At 61.9% G+C, this 15,003-nt stretch carries 16 protein-coding genes; 6 read left to right on the forward strand and 10 right to left on the reverse strand.

Annotated features, from left to right (window positions below; genetic code table 11):
- Window positions 1-236: 236 nt before the first annotated feature.
- Both art_RS04660 and art_RS04665 read left to right on the forward strand, forming a co-directional pair.
- The gene (locus tag art_RS04660; protein ID WP_038462778.1) at window positions 237-743 is read left to right on the forward strand and encodes a GNAT family N-acetyltransferase; all 507 of its coding nucleotides are present in this window, start codon (window positions 237-239) and stop codon (window positions 741-743) included.
- A 25-nt stretch (window positions 744-768) separates the two neighbouring features.
- Window positions 769-1,191: a VOC family protein gene (locus art_RS04665; protein WP_038462780.1), complete on the forward strand. Its 423-nt coding sequence runs from the start codon at window positions 769-771 to the stop codon at window positions 1,189-1,191.
- A gap of 42 nt (window positions 1,192-1,233) precedes the next feature.
- Here the strand turns inward: art_RS04665 and art_RS04670 are convergent, their stop codons facing one another.
- The gene (locus tag art_RS04670) at window positions 1,234-1,959 is read right to left on the reverse strand and encodes an SOS response-associated peptidase (RefSeq protein WP_082000104.1); all 726 of its coding nucleotides are present in this window, start codon (window positions 1,957-1,959) and stop codon (window positions 1,234-1,236) included.
- 45 nt (window positions 1,960-2,004) lie between these two features.
- The gene (gene trpS / locus art_RS04675; RefSeq protein ID WP_052136894.1) at window positions 2,005-3,057 is read right to left on the reverse strand and encodes a tryptophan--tRNA ligase; all 1,053 of its coding nucleotides are present in this window, start codon (window positions 3,055-3,057) and stop codon (window positions 2,005-2,007) included.
- 371 nt (window positions 3,058-3,428) lie between these two features.
- On the opposite strand from trpS, the gene art_RS04680 reads away from it, so the two are divergent.
- From art_RS04680 to art_RS04690, 3 genes are all read left to right on the forward strand, one after another.
- On the forward strand, window positions 3,429-3,686 hold the full coding sequence (locus art_RS04680; RefSeq protein WP_038462792.1) for a mycoredoxin: 258 nt from the start codon (window positions 3,429-3,431) through the stop codon (window positions 3,684-3,686).
- A gap of 138 nt (window positions 3,687-3,824) precedes the next feature.
- The gene (locus art_RS04685; protein ID WP_038462794.1) at window positions 3,825-4,925 is read left to right on the forward strand and encodes an S-(hydroxymethyl)mycothiol dehydrogenase; all 1,101 of its coding nucleotides are present in this window, start codon (window positions 3,825-3,827) and stop codon (window positions 4,923-4,925) included.
- Complete coding sequence (locus tag art_RS04690; protein WP_038462795.1) at window positions 4,922-5,542, forward strand: MBL fold metallo-hydrolase; 621 nt, start codon at window positions 4,922-4,924, stop codon at window positions 5,540-5,542. The genes art_RS04685 and art_RS04690 overlap by 4 nt, the downstream gene beginning before the upstream one ends.
- Before the next feature lie 143 nt (window positions 5,543-5,685).
- On the opposite strand, the gene art_RS04695 is transcribed toward art_RS04690, so the two are convergent.
- The 4 genes from art_RS04695 to art_RS04710 form a co-directional block, all read right to left on the reverse strand.
- Complete coding sequence (locus tag art_RS04695; protein ID WP_038462797.1) at window positions 5,686-6,384, reverse strand: lipoate--protein ligase; 699 nt, start codon at window positions 6,382-6,384, stop codon at window positions 5,686-5,688.
- Between the two features lie 5 nt (window positions 6,385-6,389).
- Window positions 6,390-7,211, reverse strand: coding sequence for a thioesterase family protein (locus art_RS04700; RefSeq protein WP_038462799.1), 822 nt, complete (start codon window positions 7,209-7,211; stop codon window positions 6,390-6,392).
- A gap of 126 nt (window positions 7,212-7,337) precedes the next feature.
- Entirely contained in the window at window positions 7,338-7,880 is a 543-nt protein-coding gene (locus tag art_RS04705; RefSeq protein ID WP_253901477.1) for a DedA family protein, read from the reverse strand.
- Window positions 7,881-7,975: 95 nt separating this feature from the next.
- A complete protein-coding gene (locus tag art_RS04710; RefSeq protein ID WP_038462801.1) occupies window positions 7,976-8,653 on the reverse strand; it encodes a DUF6226 family protein in 678 nt (225 codons plus the stop codon).
- A 62-nt stretch (window positions 8,654-8,715) separates the two neighbouring features.
- Between art_RS04710 and art_RS04715 the strand changes: the two genes are divergently transcribed.
- On the forward strand, window positions 8,716-10,347 hold the full coding sequence (locus art_RS04715; protein WP_038462804.1) for an AMP-binding protein: 1,632 nt from the start codon (window positions 8,716-8,718) through the stop codon (window positions 10,345-10,347).
- A gap of 163 nt (window positions 10,348-10,510) precedes the next feature.
- Here the strand turns inward: art_RS04715 and art_RS04720 are convergent, their stop codons facing one another.
- The 4 genes from art_RS04720 to nrdE form a co-directional block, all read right to left on the reverse strand.
- Window positions 10,511-10,960: an NUDIX domain-containing protein gene (locus art_RS04720; protein ID WP_052136895.1), complete on the reverse strand. Its 450-nt coding sequence runs from the start codon at window positions 10,958-10,960 to the stop codon at window positions 10,511-10,513.
- Window positions 10,961-11,131: 171 nt separating this feature from the next.
- The gene (gene yiaA, locus art_RS04725; protein ID WP_038468742.1) at window positions 11,132-11,596 is read right to left on the reverse strand and encodes an inner membrane protein YiaA; all 465 of its coding nucleotides are present in this window, start codon (window positions 11,594-11,596) and stop codon (window positions 11,132-11,134) included.
- A 149-nt stretch (window positions 11,597-11,745) separates the two neighbouring features.
- Window positions 11,746-12,723, reverse strand: coding sequence for a class 1b ribonucleoside-diphosphate reductase subunit beta (nrdF, locus tag art_RS04730; RefSeq protein WP_038462806.1), 978 nt, complete (start codon window positions 12,721-12,723; stop codon window positions 11,746-11,748).
- 150 nt (window positions 12,724-12,873) lie between these two features.
- Window positions 12,874-14,994: a class 1b ribonucleoside-diphosphate reductase subunit alpha gene (gene nrdE / locus art_RS04735; protein WP_038468744.1), complete on the reverse strand. Its 2,121-nt coding sequence runs from the start codon at window positions 14,992-14,994 to the stop codon at window positions 12,874-12,876.
- Window positions 14,995-15,003: the final 9 nt, after the last annotated feature.

Raw genomic sequence — 15,003 nt, forward strand, 5'->3', positions numbered from 1 at the left:
CCACCCGCATTCCAAGCCCACAAATTTCATTAGTAAATATGTTCTATTGAATTTCAGTGTACGCTCATTTCCATGCGGAAGTAACCGCTCAATTGGGAAGAAACGCACGGTCCGGGCACAAATTCGGTACCCAATGCGTTATCTGGATAGCTGACAACGCAACAGGCGTCTAGCATGGCCTTATGGCTATTGGTTAGGCGTGCTATTAGCGCCACAACGATTTTAAGGAGCGCTCCATGACAGACATGGTCACACTCATCGCCAAAACCACTCCGTTGGAACGGGAGCTTAAAATCGCTTCCCGCACCGTGCAGCCGACTGATCTTCCACGCCTAGGCGAGCTTTACTTCACCGCCTATGACGCAGGTGTTGCAGGCGATTCCATTGAAGTTGCCATCGCCGACATCCAGGCCTCCATGGACGGCAAGTACGGCCAGTTCCTGCCCGACGCCTCCCACGTTGCCTTGGATGAGACCGGCAAGATTGTCGCCGCAGTGCTCGTTGTTGAGCGCGCCGTGGGCGATGACACTCCGGACTCCCCGTTCATTATCGAGCTCATTACGGACCGTCAGCACCGCCGCCGCGGCCTGGCCGAAGATCTGGTGATGGCCACCTTGGACACCTTGTTCAACGATGGCCAGAAGGATGTGGCCCTCCGCGTGGAGTCCACGAACTCCGCGGCACTGGCCCTCTACCTATCCCTTGATTTCCACCGTTGGTCCCCCGACTCCAGCGAAGACTAGACGCCGGCGAAGACGCAAGGAAAGCATGGAACAGCGGCTGACGTCCATCACCCTTGGGGTCAGGGATGTTGGCCGCTCACGTGCGTTTTACCTTGACCGGCTCGGCTGGCAGGCCCACCACGAGGTTCCCGGCCAGGTCATTTTCCTCCAGCTCAACCACGGGCTCATCCTGTCCCTGTGGGACCGCGCGGCCATGGCTGCCGAGCTGGGGGTTGCACCGTCCGACGGCGTCCCTCCCGTTACGCTGAGCCATAATGTTGGCAGCGTGGCTAAGGTTGATGCGGTCCTGGCGCAGGCGCTCGAGGCGGGTGCCGCCGTCGAGAATCCCGCCGTGCACCATGCGTGGGGCGGGTACAGCGGGTACGTTGCCGATCCCGACGGCTTCCGCTGGGAGGTCGCCTACAATCCCACCTGGACCGTGGGCGACGCCGGCCACGTCACGGTCTAGCGCCTGCCGCAGCGCAGGCTGACGCAGGTTACAGGACGCCAGTTACAGCACTATGGCCTCGATCAATTCGGGGCCATTGTTGCGCACATTGCCAACAGCGGAGCTGACCGGATCCAGTTCCCACGCGGCGGCCCGCCCCCAGGCCTCGTCCAAGGCCGCCGCCAGCAACGCCCCCGCATCCTTGGCGGCGGGGTCAAGCCATTCGGCCAGCCCCTCCCGATCCAGGGGCACAGGAAGCCGGTCATGCAAGGTGGCCAGTTCGCCGTCGGGTGGTGAACCCATGGTCAAGATGGTGCAGGACAGCAGCCACTGCCCCGGATCCCCATCCGCTTTGGACGGGTCCTTCCACCATTCATACAGCCCAGCAAAGGTGATGAGTGCGCCGTCGGGAGTGTGGACAAAGTAGGGCTGCTTGGTCTTGCCGTCGGGGGACTTTTTCCATTCGTAATAGCCCTGGACGGGCACGCCGCAGCGCCTTGCCTTGAAGGCTGCCCGAAAGGTTGGCTTCTCGGCAACTGTTTCGCTGCGGGCGTTGAAGGCGCGCACACCCACTGCGGCATCCTTCGCCCAGCCGGGCACCAGACCCCAGGCGGCGACATGGATTTGCCGGTGCACGGCGCCGTCGATGAGCCGTTCCAGCACAATGGGCACGTCGCTGGTGGGAGCAACATTCCACGACGCCCGCAGCTCAAGGGAGGCCTCAGCCTCGGCCTCCAGCTCGGCCACCAAATCCCCCACAGCCCTTGCCATCACATAGCGTCCACACATGCCATCCATGGTGGCACAAAATAAGGACTATGCACCCCAGCTTTTTCAATACGAGGTGCCCATGGCGCCCCGCACCTCTTTGAGGGTCGCCTCAGCAATGGTATTTGCGCGTTCATTGCCCCTCTGCAAAACGCTGCGGAGATATCCTCGATCCTTGGCATAGTCAGCCCGACGCGCACGGATGGGCGCCAGGTGTTCGTTGACCGCCTCTGTGACCACCTTCTTAAGCGCACCTGAACCGCCCTGGCCAATCTCCTCAGCCACCTCATGCGGGTCACGGTTTTGGCACAAGGCAGCAAGCAGGAGCAAGCTGGAAACCTCGGGGCGGGCAGCCGGATCGTAGGAAATGTAGCGAATCGAATCGGTCTTGGCGCCACGGACCAGCCGTGCTGTCTCATCCACTCCGTCCGCCAAGGCGATGGCGTTGCCTCGGCTCTTGCTCATTTTTCCCCCGTCGGTGCCCAACAGCAGCGGGGCGGCGGACAACAGTGCCTCAGGCTCAGGAAACACGTCACCGGCCCTGCCATATCTGGTATTAAAGCGCCGCGCGATCGTCCGAGTCAGCTCCACATGAGGCAGCTGGTCCTGTCCCGCAGGAACCAGGTTTGATTTGCAGAAGAGGATGTCAGCCGCCTGATGAACCGGATAGGTGAACATCAGGCCGCTGACAGCAGCTTGCCGGGAGTGGACGATCTCATCCTTGACTGTGGGATTCCTGCCCAGCTCGGCGACCGAGACCAGGCTGAGAAACGGGAGCAACAGCTGGTTCAACGCAGGTATTGCACTGTGGGCAAAGATGGTGGAACGGGCAGGATCCAGGCCGACGGCCAGATAGTCCAAAACCAGGTTCTCGACATTTTCAGACAGGTGATGGGCCACATCGCGATCGGTCAGGACCTGATAGTCAGCGATGAGCACGAAGGTCTCAACACCCAGCTCTTGCAGCCGCACCCGATTTTGCAGGGTGCCAAAATAGTGTCCGAGGTGCAGCCGTCCAGTTGGGCGGTCACCTGTCAACACCCGAAACTTGCCGGGGTCTTCCAGAACGCGTTGTTCCAGAGTCCCTGTTCCGTAGTGGGTCCCATCCGTGTTCCGCATAGTGTCCGGGGTTGTTCGCTGGGGTTCGTGTTGCTTCATCATGCTGGGCTCCTGGTCAGTTGTTAGGCACCGTTGCGACGGCGTCCCCACTGCAGGGCACAAAAAAGGCCGTCCTTGCGAACGGCCGCGATCCTTCACATGGCATGGCCGTTCCTACAAGGAACGCCACCACGCCAAACTCTGTGAATATTGCATGAGACGAGACTATACCAGGACCACCCGTCCTTTCTTTGCGCTTATTGAGCCAATGATGAGCAGTCAAGACCCATCAGGACGCCGCTGGGGCACCTCCGAAAAATGAGGAATATGCACCTCAGCCGGTAGCGTTGTGCCTGGTAGCAACAACAATTCATCTTCCTAGGAGCTTTGACGTGGATTTCACCCCCGAGACCGGATCAATCACCATGTTTTCCACCACCTGGTGCGGCTACTGCAAGCGCCTGAAGAAGCAGCTTGACACTGCAGGGATTGGCTACACGGAGATCAACATCGAGGACGTTCCCGGCACCGCCGAACTCGTTGAAAGCCTCAACGGCGGCAACCAGACGGTCCCCACCGTACTGTTCCCGGATGGCACCGCAGCCACCAACCCCTCACTGAACGATGTGAAGGCCAAGCTGGGCGTCTAGCCTGCGGGCACTCCGCCGGCAAACGCCGCGGCGTTGCCTCACCATAAAGAGCTCCTTCGGCACCAATGGCTGTAGCCTGTCAGGACCCCCATTGAATGTTCCTTGCACAAGGAACATGGCTGATTCAAGGAGCTCTTTATGGTTAACAAGACCGTTCACAAGGTCAAGGGCGCGGTGGTGCTGGCCAAGGACGCACCGGTCACGTTGGAAACTGTCCTGGTGCCGGACCCCGGACCCGGCGAGGTGCTGGTTGACATCCTGACCAGCGGCGTCTGCCACACCGACCTGCACTACAAACAGGGAGGCATCAGCGACGACTTCCCGTTCCTGCTGGGACACGAGGCCACCGGCGTGGTCAACACGGTGGGCGCCGGCGTCACCAACGTGGTGCCGGGCGACCGGGTGATCCTGAACTGGCGTGCCGTGTGCGGCAACTGCCGCGCCTGTGCCAAGGGCCAGGCCCAGTACTGCTTCAACACAGCCAATGCCACGCAGAAGATGACCCTGGAGGACGGTACGGTCCTCTCCCCCGCACTGGGCATCGGGGCTTTCATTGAGAAGACCCTGGTTGCCGCTGGGCAATGCACCAAGGTCGACGCCGATGTGGACCCTGCCGCTGTTGGCCTCCTTGGCTGTGGCATCATGGCGGGCCTCGGTGCCGCCATCAACACCGGCGGCGTCAAGCGCGGGGACACCGTGGCCGTGATTGGCTGCGGCGGTGTTGGTGCGGCAGCCATTGCCGGCGCCGCCCTCGCCGGAGCCACCACCGTCATCGCCGTGGACCGGGATCCCAAGAAGCTGGCCGCAGCCGTGGCACTCGGGGCAACCCACACGGTCAACGCCTCCCAGGAGGACGCTGTCGTTGCCATCCAAAACCACACCGGTGGTTTCGGGGCAGATGTGGTGATTGACGCCGTCGGACGTCCCGAAACCTACAAGCAGGCCTTCTATGCCCGTGATCTGGCCGGCACTGTGGTCCTGGTGGGCGTGCCCACCCCTGAGATGACTCTCGAACTCCCGCTGCTGGACGTGTTTGGCCGCGGAGGCTCGCTGAAGTCGTCCTGGTACGGCGACTGCCTGCCTTCGCGCGACTTCCCCATGCTCGTGGAGCTGTACAAGCAGGGCAAACTGGACCTTGACGCCTTTGTCAGCGAACGCATCACCATCAACGACATTGAGGCCGCATTCACCAAAATGGGCGAGGGCTCAGTGCTGCGATCGGTGGTGGAGTTCGCATGAGCGCACGCATTGAACGCCTGATCACCTCAGGGACTTTCTCGCTCGATGGCGGCACCTGGGACGTGGACAACAACGTGTGGATCGTGGGTGACGACGCCGAGGTGTACGTGATCGACCCCGCCCACAATCCGGCCGCCATCAGGGAGACCGTGGGGGAACGCTCCGTCAAGGCGGTGCTGCTGACGCACGGCCACGACGACCACATTCGCTTCGCCCGCGACTTTGCCGCCTTGGTGGGCGCACCCGTGCTGATGAACCCGGCCGACCAGATGCTGTGGGAGGACATTTTCCCTGGCACCACCCCGGATGCCCCCATCGCTGAGGGCGACGTCTTTGAGGTGGCAGGCACACGTTTGACGGCACTGCACACCCCAGGGCACTCCCCCGGGTCAACGTGTTTCTACGCAGCATCCCTGGGCACGGTGTTCACCGGCGACACGCTGTTCAACGGCGGCCCGGGAGCCACCGGGCGCTCGTACAGCGACTTCCCGACCATTGTGAAGTCGATTTCCGAGCGGCTCATGACCCTGCCGCCGGAGACCGTTGTCAATACCGGCCACGGCGACTCCACCACCATTGCCGCCGAGGCACCGGGGATTGCGGCGGCTGGGCTGTAAGCCTGGTAGGGACTGGCCCGTTTATGTGGGCAGGTGAGGCGGGTATTCTGACCGAATACCCACCTCGCCTGCCAAATCATTGACGGCGCAGATTTATGCTCGAGCGCGGTGCACAAGTGAACTGCAATCACACCCGCTGACGGTCATGCCAAGCGCGTGTGGTGCGCGTACGCCGCCAGGACCGCAGCTTGCACGTCATCCACGGTGACGCCCGGTCGCAGGTCCTCAACCGCGCCCGCCGTGGCAGGGTCCCAGTCCAGGCCCAGCGCCCTATACGAGTCAACCAGCACGTTGCGGATGGGTGCCGAGTTCTCCACGACAATGACTGAACTGAACAGCCACGCACCCGCGACCACGCGCTGCGCCGTGCCCACCAGCTTGATACTGGAAGCGCCGCCCCTGCCATAGACGCTGAACTCACCCGGGCAGTATTCCCCCGGGATCTCTCCCACGCCTGCGTCAACACGCAGGGAACGTAACGCCCCTGTAAACAGCTCGCCGAAGAAGGCAAAACGGGCCTTGGCGCCGGCAATGGCGTCATCCTCAGGCTGAATGTGGTCCACGATCAAAGTGCCTTGGTGGTAGGCGGCAGCCCTGCCGCCGGCACGCCGCACGGCAGGCACAAAACCGTTGTCCCGGGCCGCCTGCTGCGCTGCGGCAAAACCGGGCAGCTTGGCGTCGCGCTGCCCGAAGGCGACTGTCGGTTCGGGCCGGTAAAAGCGCAACATCGCCTCGCGGCTGCCGGTCTTGACCTCGGCCAACAGCTCAAGGGCTTGGTTGAGGTCGGCTTCGGCGCCGCGGTTGACTAGTTGGTGGTGGACTTCCAGCGCTGGCGCCAGCAAGGGGCTCACCTGGCGTGAGGGAGGGGACGCACCGTCAGGATCTGCTCGGACCGCCCAAAGGGACCCTCCACATCGTGCAGCACCGAGGAGGTGAGGCCAACTCCGTCGGACCCTATGGTGACCCTCGTGTCCAGGCCCAGCCATTCGCCCACGGGCTCACGGTACAGGTGGATTGAGAGGTCAACGTTGGGGTACATCCAGCCGCCAGGCTCCGGTGCCATGCGGGCGGACACTCCGTTGGCGCTGTCGACCAACCCCAGCAGGCGCACCAAAGCGGAGGCGTGCTCTCCGCCGTCGAGCATGGTGAAGGGACTGTGCAGCCAGGCCCGGCCGCGGCCAGGGCGGTGCTCGGGCAGGGAACGGCCTTCAAGAGTCTTGATGAAGCCACCTGGCCAGGTGCTCATGCCGTCCCACGGCGCCGACTCCTCAAGGCTGCCCATGGGCTCATCCTCGTAAGCTTCAACGGCGGTGGTGTCATTTTTTTGCAGGCGCCAGGCTGTGGCACGAACCGCCGGACGGCCCTGGGCCAGCAATTCTGCCTGAACCAGTTCAATGGTCCGCCCCGGGCGCAGCAACGTGGTTTCAATGGTGAATTCACCGGCGGGGATCAGCCCAAGAATGTCAAAGTTGATGCGGACGAGGCGCATGTCATCACGCGACTGGAATTGCTCCAGCGCATGGACCATGATGCCGGCCACGGGAGCCATGTGCTGCTCATGCGGATTCCAGGCACCCTGGGCGTGGCCGGTTGATTCGTAGCGGTTCCCGCCCAGATGGCGGTAATACGAAGTGGCTTCGACGGCTGTGAGTGTTGTGGTGTCGTCCATGGCAACGACTCTACCGCCAGTCGCAGCATCCACGGAAAATCACCGCGGCCCGTGAAGTCCGCCGGACAGCAGCATGCACGCCGGGCGAGTGGGGACCTGCCGTGACTCAGCTGTGTTGCGTGGCGGCTAGGCCTGGACGGTTGGGGTGCCGGGAACTTCCACACCCATTACGGGGCAGTCCTCCATGGCGGCCGCATCGAGCTTGCGGGTGCGTGAGACACGGAAGAGGTGCACTCCGAGGAGCACGACACCAACGGCCAGCACGAGTAGGACAAGGGCCAGCGGCGACCCTGCGGCGGCCGCGATGGCTGCGTCGAAGGTGGCGAGGCCGATCGTTGCATAGATGCAGGCCCAGGCGATGGAACCAACAATGGTGGCAGGGATATAGCGGCGCAGTGGCATACGGCCCAGTCCGGCCGCCATGTTGATCGCGGTCTGGACACCAATGGTCAAGAAACTGACACTGACGGCCGGGGCGCCCCAGCGGGCGATGACCTTCTCTGCACGCAGCACTGCCGGTGAGTCCAGGTGCTTTTGCAGCTTCGTCTTGCGCCCGCCGGCGGCAAGGCCCCGGCCCGCCCAGTAGGTGCCGTTGGAGCGCAGCATGACGATCACGAACAGGATCAGGAAAGCCCACACAAACGGAAGTGAAACAATGCTGTCCATCATGAGTGCGAACGACCCCCTGGGGAAGAAAATAATATAGCCACAGAATGCTGCGCTATTAGTCTTACCTTATCGTAGCGAACACAGGCAAGGTTGCCCTAATTCGACGCGGGTGATGATGCACGCACCGGCCACGGCTGCCAGCCGTAAGGCAGCGTCCCGAATCTGACCTGGGCTTCCTCCACCCGCTCCCGCGGCAGGCTGCTGAAGCGCAGCGGCCCCTCTGAGGTGCTACTCCCGCCGGGAAAGACCAAACTCATGTGCACGTTGGGGGTTCGCCCTTCTGTGATGCTCTCCCGGAATCCCCCGGCCACAACGGCAAGAATCACCTGCTCCAGCTCACCGGCTGCGCTGTCCAGCGTTTCATCACATGCGTCACAGTCGCAGTTGGGTGCAGGAAAGCTGTGCAGCAAGCCGACATGGACGCGAACGGAGGGGAAGTCCAGGTATTCAATAACGAGTGCGGCCGCGTCGGAGTGCGCCGGGACCAATTTCACCACCCGCACTGTCTGGACCCTGGGATTCGCCACACCACCCTGTTGGGGAACAAGATCCGGGCCATCCTGCCGGGTGCAGTCGTAGGTGGCCAGTACATGATCCACCAGGGCATCGGCAACCTGGTGGATCCCGGCGAACCGCTCGGGGTGGCTCACACGGCTGTACGCCTCCTCCGGCACATCACGCTGCCGCCACTGGGCACCGTACTCAACAACTGAACCGGCACTGTCCCGGAACACCGCTGGCGGAAACACCGGCCGCACGTACATGTTCTCCATACGCCACACCCTACCCCCGTGAGTTAGCCCACATTAACCCAAAGCCGTAATAGCATCGTCACATGACCACTGACGTTCATGACTCTTACGCATCCGGCACCTTCACGACACCCTTACTGGAAGAAACTATCGGCGCCAATTTTCACACCACGGCCCGGCGCTTCCCTGACCGTGAGGCGCTGATCGACAAGCCGTCCGGGCGCCGCTGGAGCTATGCAGAGCTGAACCACGACGTCGATGCCCTGGCCCGCGGCCTGCTCGCCGCCGGGGTGGCCAAGGGAGACCGGGTGGGGATCTGGGCGCCCAACGTACCCGAATGGGTGCTGCTGCAATACGCAACAGCCAAGATCGGCGCCATCCTGGTCAACGTCAACCCCTCCTACCGGGTTCATGAGCTCAAGTACGCCATCGTGCAATCGGGCATGTCCATGATCGTTGCCCTGCCGGAGTTCAAGGGCTCCGACTACCAGGGCATGATCGGCCAGGTGACGCCCGAGTGCCCGGACCTGACGGCGGCAGTCTACATCGGGACGCCTTCCTGGGATGCACTCGTGGCGGGCGGGGAGGCGGTGCCGGCGGACGCCGTCGAACATGCCATGGCAAAACTTGACCCGAATGATCCCATCAATATCCAGTACACCTCCGGCACCACCGGCTACCCCAAGGGAGCCACGCTGAGCCACCGCAATATCCTGAACAACGGATACTTCGTCACGGAAACCATCCGCTTCACGGAGCGGGACAAATTGTGCGTGCCAGTGCCGTTCTACCACTGCTTCGGGATGGTCATGGGCAATCTGGGCGCAACTACGCACGGGGCCGCGATCGTAATTCCGGCAGCCTCCTTCGATCCCGCGGCCACACTGGCGGCGGTGCAGGAAGAGCGTTGCACTGCACTGTACGGGGTGCCCACCATGTTCATTGCCGAGCTGAACCTGCCCGAATTTTCCAGCTACGACCTCTCCAGCCTGCGCACCGGGATCATGGCCGGCTCGCCCTGCCCCGTGGAGGTCATGAAGCGGACCATGACGGAGATGAACATGGCTGGCGTGTCAATCGCTTACGGTATGACGGAGACCTCCCCGGTGTCTATGCAGACTCTGATGGACGACGACGTCGCGCACCGCACCGAGACAGTGGGCCGGGTGCACCCGCACCTTGAGGTCAAGATCGTTAATCCGAACACCGGCGACACAGTCCCGCGCGGTACCACCGGGGAGTTTTGCACGCGCGGCTACTCGGTCACGCTCGGCTACTGGAACGATCCGGAAAAGACGGCGGCGGCGATTGATTCCGAGCAGTGGATGCACACCGGGGACCTGGCCGTGATGTACGACGACGGCTACGTCAACATTGTGGGGCGCATCAAGGACATGGTGATCCGCGGCGGCGAAAACCTGTACCCGCGCGAGATTGAGGAGTTCCTCTACCAGCACCCCGACATTGCCGACGTGCAGGTCATTGGCGTCCCGGACGAGCGATACGGGGAGGAGCTGTGCGCGTGGCTGCTCATGAAACCGGGCACCGCGCCGCTGGATGCCGCCGCGGTGGCCGCGTACTGCGAGGGGCGCCTGTCCCGCCATAAGGCGCCGCGCTATGTGCTCGTCGTGGACGAGTTCCCCATGACCGTCACGGGCAAGGTGCGCAAGATGGACATGCGCGAACGCACGATGGAGATCCTGGGCCTGGGGTAGCGGGGCCCCTACGATGGAACGGCTGGGCCCGGATTCCGGGGCCTCCGCACGTCTGAACATGGCAAAACTGCGGGTTTCATGGGATCGCATTTACGTCCGGCCACCGCGAGGGCGCTTGTCCCCTATCTCGTCCTAGCGTGGGTTCGACAACGCTTGGCCTGCTTCACTCCAGCAGACGACGGCGGAGCTCCGGCCACGCCTTCCCGAAACCCGGGTGCAGGGGGCGTTGGTCAACGGCCTCCGGTGGCACCCATTCCAGCGCCAGGCTTTCGGGATCCCTGATGACCGCCTCAAAAGGCACGACGGCGGTCACCGCCACGGTGGTGTAGCTCCAGTACCCCACGTCAAAGACGGAGGTGAACAGCAGCTCCACGTTCTCGCGCGGCACCCCTGCCTCCTCCCACGATTCCCGCAGGGCACCGTCCACGGGCGCCTCGCCCTCGTGGAGGGCTCCCCCGGGAAGGCCCCACGTGCCGCCATGGTGGGACCAGATCGCCCGGTGTTGCAGCAGGACTCCCCGTCCGGCGTCGAGCACCAGAAGCCCGGCCGAACCAAACGTGCCCCAGAACTTGCCGGCGGGACCCTCAACCCAGGCGTCACCCGGATCGCGCATGCCGCCCAGGTGTCCTGGACGCACAACGGCCGCGGCATCCCGGATGAACCGGGTCGCGGCGGAACTCTGATGTGCGTGGCTATTTTCCTCATCCATGGACTTCACCGTATCAATGGCACAACCGAAGTTTTCTGTGTTACTGCAGCGTTTCCGACTATCAGTTGACCCTCTTTACAGTTCCGGCTTGTCCAGGAATCCGGGCCTGGCCTGCACATGCTGGTCAGGGTAGACAGCCTTGTGCGCAGCAAGATCCCTAATGTTCTTCTGCACCGCCACGACCGCGAACAAGCTCATGGCGAATCCGACGCCGTAGAAGCCCTTCTCCGACAACAACAAGTCGGCGTTCCAGAGGCCAATCGCAAGCAGCAAAAGGGAGGCCAGCAACGCAAACCAGGCGATGCCGAGGTAGATGGGTGTCACCGGAATTTCTTCAGCCTTGTCACGCACTGCTTTTTGGAGCGACACGGCCGCGAAGAGCCCAAACAAAAACACAGTGAGATAGAAACCCTTCTCATTGAGCTCCATTTTGGCGTTCCAGAGGCCTACGAAGTAGACGCCCATTCCCAGCCCCAAAGCAATCCAGGATGCCCCGATAAACGCTCCTGTTGGTTTCCCCAGCTGATTTACCTCGCTCATGGCGTGCTCCCTGTCTTTGGTCAACGAATTTGTCCATCCTTTGGATTAACAGCATAGGTGAGGCTGCGCACAATGTCCGTCATCCCTAAAACAAAAATGCGCGCAAGCCGATCCTGGCGGATCTGCTTGCGCGCATTGAGAACGAAGGGTTAGAAGTCCCAGTCGTCGTCTTCGGTGTTCACTGCCTTGCCGATGACGTAGGAGGAACCCGAGCCGGAGAAGAAGTCGTGGTTCTCGTCCGAGTTCGGTGACAGGGCCGACAGGATGGCCGGGCTCACATCGGTCACTGCCGAAGGGAACATGGCCTCGTAGCCCAGGTTCATGAGCGCCTTGTTGGCGTTGTAGTGCAGGAACTTCTTGACGTCCTCGGCCAGGCCAACAGCGTCGTAAAGGTCGTGCGTGTACTGCACCTCGTTCTCGTACAGCTCGAAGAGCAGTTCGAAGGTGTAGGCCTTCAGCTCTTCGCGGCGCTCTTCGGAAACCTTCTCCAGGCCCTTCTGGTACTTGTAGCCGATGTAGTAGCCGTGCACGGCCTCATCCCGGATGATCAGGCGGATCAGGTCTGCGGTGTTTGTCAGCTTGGCACGTGAAGACCAGTACATGGGCAGGTAGAAGCCCGAGTAGAACAGGAAGGACTCCAGCAGGGTGGAGGCGATCTTGCGCTTGAGCGGATCGTCGCCGTAGTAGTAGGACTCGATGATCTGAGCCTTCTTCTGCAGGTTCACGTTCTCGACCGACCAGCGGAAGGCCTCGTCGATTTCCTTCGTGGAGCACAGGGTGGAGAAGATCGAGGAGTAGCTCTTGGCGTGCACGGACTCCATGAACGCGATGTTCGTGTAGACGGCCTCCTCGTGCGGGGTGATGGCGTCCGGGATCAGCGAGACCGCGCCCACCGTGCCCTGCAGCGTGTCCAGCAGGGTCAGGCCGGTGAAGACGCGCATGGTCATCAGCTGCTCTTCGGGGCTCAGCGTGGCCCACGACTGGATGTCGTTGGACAGCGGCACCTTCTCCGGCAGCCAGAAGTTGTTGCACAGGCGGTTCCAGACCTCAACGTCCTTCTCATCCTCAATGCGGTTCCAGTTGATGGCCGTTACGTGGTGGGCCAGCTTCAGCTTGTCCGGTGTCATGGCTGCTTTCTCCTTGTAAAAATCTTGGTGGCCGCACGGGCCAAGTCAATCTTAAGCCGAAGGCACGACGGCGGGAGGTTCCCGCCGTCGTGCTCTTCAGTTTTGGTCAAACCAACCCAATAAACAAAGGCTAGGTTGATACAACATCTGCTACAACGCGCAGCTGACGCAACCCTCTACCTCGGTCCCTTCCAGCGCAAGCTGGCGGAGACGGATGTAGTAGATGGTCTTGATGCCCTTGCGCCAGGCGTAGATCTGCGCCTTGTTGATGTCACGCGTGGTGGCGGTGTCCTTGAAGAACAGTGTCAGGGACAGGCCCTGGTCCACGTGCTGCGTGGCAGCGGCGTAGGTGTCGATGACCTTCTCGAAGCCAATCTCGTACGCATCCTTGTAGTACTCAATGTTGTCGTTGCTCAGGTACGGGGCCGGGTAGTACACGCGCCCCAGCTTGCCTTCCTTGCGGATCTCGATCATGGAGGCGATCGGGTGGATCGAGGAGGTCGAGTTGTTGATGTAGCTGATGGAGCCTGTGGGCGGGACGGCTTGCAGGTTCTGGTTGTAGATGCCGTGCTCCATGACGGAGGCCTTCAACGCGCGCCAGTCCTCCTGGGTGGGGATGTGCACGCCGTCGAACATCTCGACAACCTTGGCGGTCGCCGGAACCCACTCGCCGTCGGTGTACTTGTCGAAGAACGTGCCGCTGGCGTAGGTGGAGTTCTCAAAGCCGGCGAACGTGCTGGCGGTTTCGATGGCCAACAGGTTCGAGGCCCGGATGCAGTGGTACACCACGGTGTAGAAGTAGATGTTGGTGAAGTCCAGGCCCTCTTCGGAGCCGTAGTGGACGCGCTCACGGGCAAGGTAGCCGTGCAGGTTCATCTGGCCCAGGCCAATGGCATGCGACTGGTCGTTGCCCTTCGCGATGGACGGCACGCTGGTGATGTTTGACATGTCGGACACTGCCGACAGCGTGCGGATGGCCGTCTCAATGGTGCCGCCGAGGTCGGGGGAATCCATGGCCTTGGCAATGTTCAGTGAGCCCAGGTTGCAGGAGATATCCTTGCCTGTTTCGGCGTAGGAGAGGTCATCGTTGTACGTGGTGGGCGCCGAAACCTGCAGGATCTCCGAGCACAGGTTGCTCATGATGATCTTGCCCTCGATGGGGTTCTCACGGTTCACCGTGTCTTCAAACATGATGTACGGGTAGCCGGACTCGAACTGGATCTCGGCGAGGGTCTGGAAGAACTCGCGCGCCTTGATCTTGGTCTTCTTGATCCGCGAATCGTCGACCATTTCGTAGTACTTCTCGGTGACCGAGATGTCGGAGAACGGCATGCCGTAAACCTTTTCGACGTCGTACGGGGAGAACAGGTACATGTCCTCGTCGCGCTTGGCCAAATCGAAGGTGATGTCGGGGATGACAACACCCAGGGACAGGGTCTTGATGCGGACCTTCTCGTCGGCGTTCTCGCGCTTGGTGTCCAGGAAGCGGTTGATGTCCGGGTGGTGGGCGTGCAGGTAGACGGCACCTGCACCCTGGCGGGCACCGAGCTGGTTGGCGTAGGAGAAGCTGTCTTCGAGGAGTTTCATCACGGGGATGACGCCTGAGGACTGGTTCTCGATCTGCTTGATGGGCGCGCCCACCTCGCGGATGTTGGTCAGTGCGAAGGCCACGCCGCCACCGCGCTTGGAGAGCTGCAGTGCGGAGTTGATGGAGCGGCCAATGGACTCCATGTTGTCTTCGATGCGCAGCAGGAAGCAGGAGACGAGCTCGCCGCGCTGTGCCTTGCCGGCGTTCAGGAAGGTGGGGGTGGCCGGCTGGAAGCGGCCGTCGACGATTTCGTCAACGATCTTCATGGCCAACTCTTCGTTGCCGCGGGCCAGGTGCAGGGCAACCATGCACACACGGTCCTCGTAGCGCTCCAGGAAGCGGTTGCCGTCGAACGTCTTCAGCGTGTAGGACGTGTAGAACTTGAACGCGCCCAGGAAGGTTTCGAAGCGGAACTTCTTCTTGTAGGCGTGCTGGTACAGCTCGCGGATGAAGTTCATGGAGTACTGGTCGAGCGTCTCGCGCTCGTAGTACTCGTTCTTCACCAGGTACTCCAGCTTTTCTTCCAGGTCGTGGAAGAACACGGTGTTATTGTTCACGTGCTGGAGGAAGTACTGGCGTGCGGCGGCCTTGTCCGCGTCGAACTGGATCTCGCCGTCGGCGTTGTACAGGTTCAACATGGCGTTGAGCTCGTGGTAGCTCATGCCTTCCCACGCTGCGGGCATGCTCTTGGC

The sequence above is a fragment of the Arthrobacter sp. PAMC 25486 genome, assembly GCF_000785535.1.
Taxonomy (GTDB): Bacteria; Actinomycetota; Actinomycetes; order Actinomycetales; family Micrococcaceae; genus Specibacter.

Excerpts from the sequence above, each read along its gene's own strand:
- art_RS04660 (WP_038462778.1), top strand. The coding sequence starts at position 237 with ATGACAGACATGGTCACACTCATCGCCAAAACCACTCCGTTGGAACGG.
- art_RS04665 (WP_038462780.1), top strand. The coding sequence starts at position 769 with ATGGAACAGCGGCTGACGTCCATCACCCTTGGGGTCAGGGATGTTGGC.
- art_RS04670 (WP_082000104.1), bottom strand. The coding sequence starts at position 1,959 with ATGTGTGGACGCTATGTGATGGCAAGGGCTGTGGGGGATTTGGTGGCC.
- trpS (WP_052136894.1), bottom strand. The coding sequence starts at position 3,057 with ATGCGGAACACGGATGGGACCCACTACGGAACAGGGACTCTGGAACAA.
- art_RS04685 (WP_038462794.1), top strand. The coding sequence starts at position 3,825 with ATGGTTAACAAGACCGTTCACAAGGTCAAGGGCGCGGTGGTGCTGGCC.
- art_RS04690 (WP_038462795.1), top strand. The coding sequence starts at position 4,922 with ATGAGCGCACGCATTGAACGCCTGATCACCTCAGGGACTTTCTCGCTC.
- art_RS04700 (WP_038462799.1), bottom strand. The coding sequence starts at position 7,211 with ATGGACGACACCACAACACTCACAGCCGTCGAAGCCACTTCGTATTAC.
- art_RS04705 (WP_253901477.1), bottom strand. The coding sequence starts at position 7,880 with ATGATGGACAGCATTGTTTCACTTCCGTTTGTGTGGGCTTTCCTGATC.
- art_RS04710 (WP_038462801.1), bottom strand. The coding sequence starts at position 8,653 with ATGGAGAACATGTACGTGCGGCCGGTGTTTCCGCCAGCGGTGTTCCGG.
- art_RS04715 (WP_038462804.1), top strand. The coding sequence starts at position 8,716 with ATGACCACTGACGTTCATGACTCTTACGCATCCGGCACCTTCACGACA.
- art_RS04720 (WP_052136895.1), bottom strand. The coding sequence starts at position 10,960 with ATGCGCGATCCGGGTGACGCCTGGGTTGAGGGTCCCGCCGGCAAGTTC.
- yiaA (WP_038468742.1), bottom strand. The coding sequence starts at position 11,596 with ATGAGCGAGGTAAATCAGCTGGGGAAACCAACAGGAGCGTTTATCGGG.
- nrdF (WP_038462806.1), bottom strand. The coding sequence starts at position 12,723 with ATGACACCGGACAAGCTGAAGCTGGCCCACCACGTAACGGCCATCAAC.
- nrdE (WP_038468744.1), bottom strand. The coding sequence starts at position 14,994 with ATGCCCGCAGCGTGGGAAGGCATGAGCTACCACGAGCTCAACGCCATG.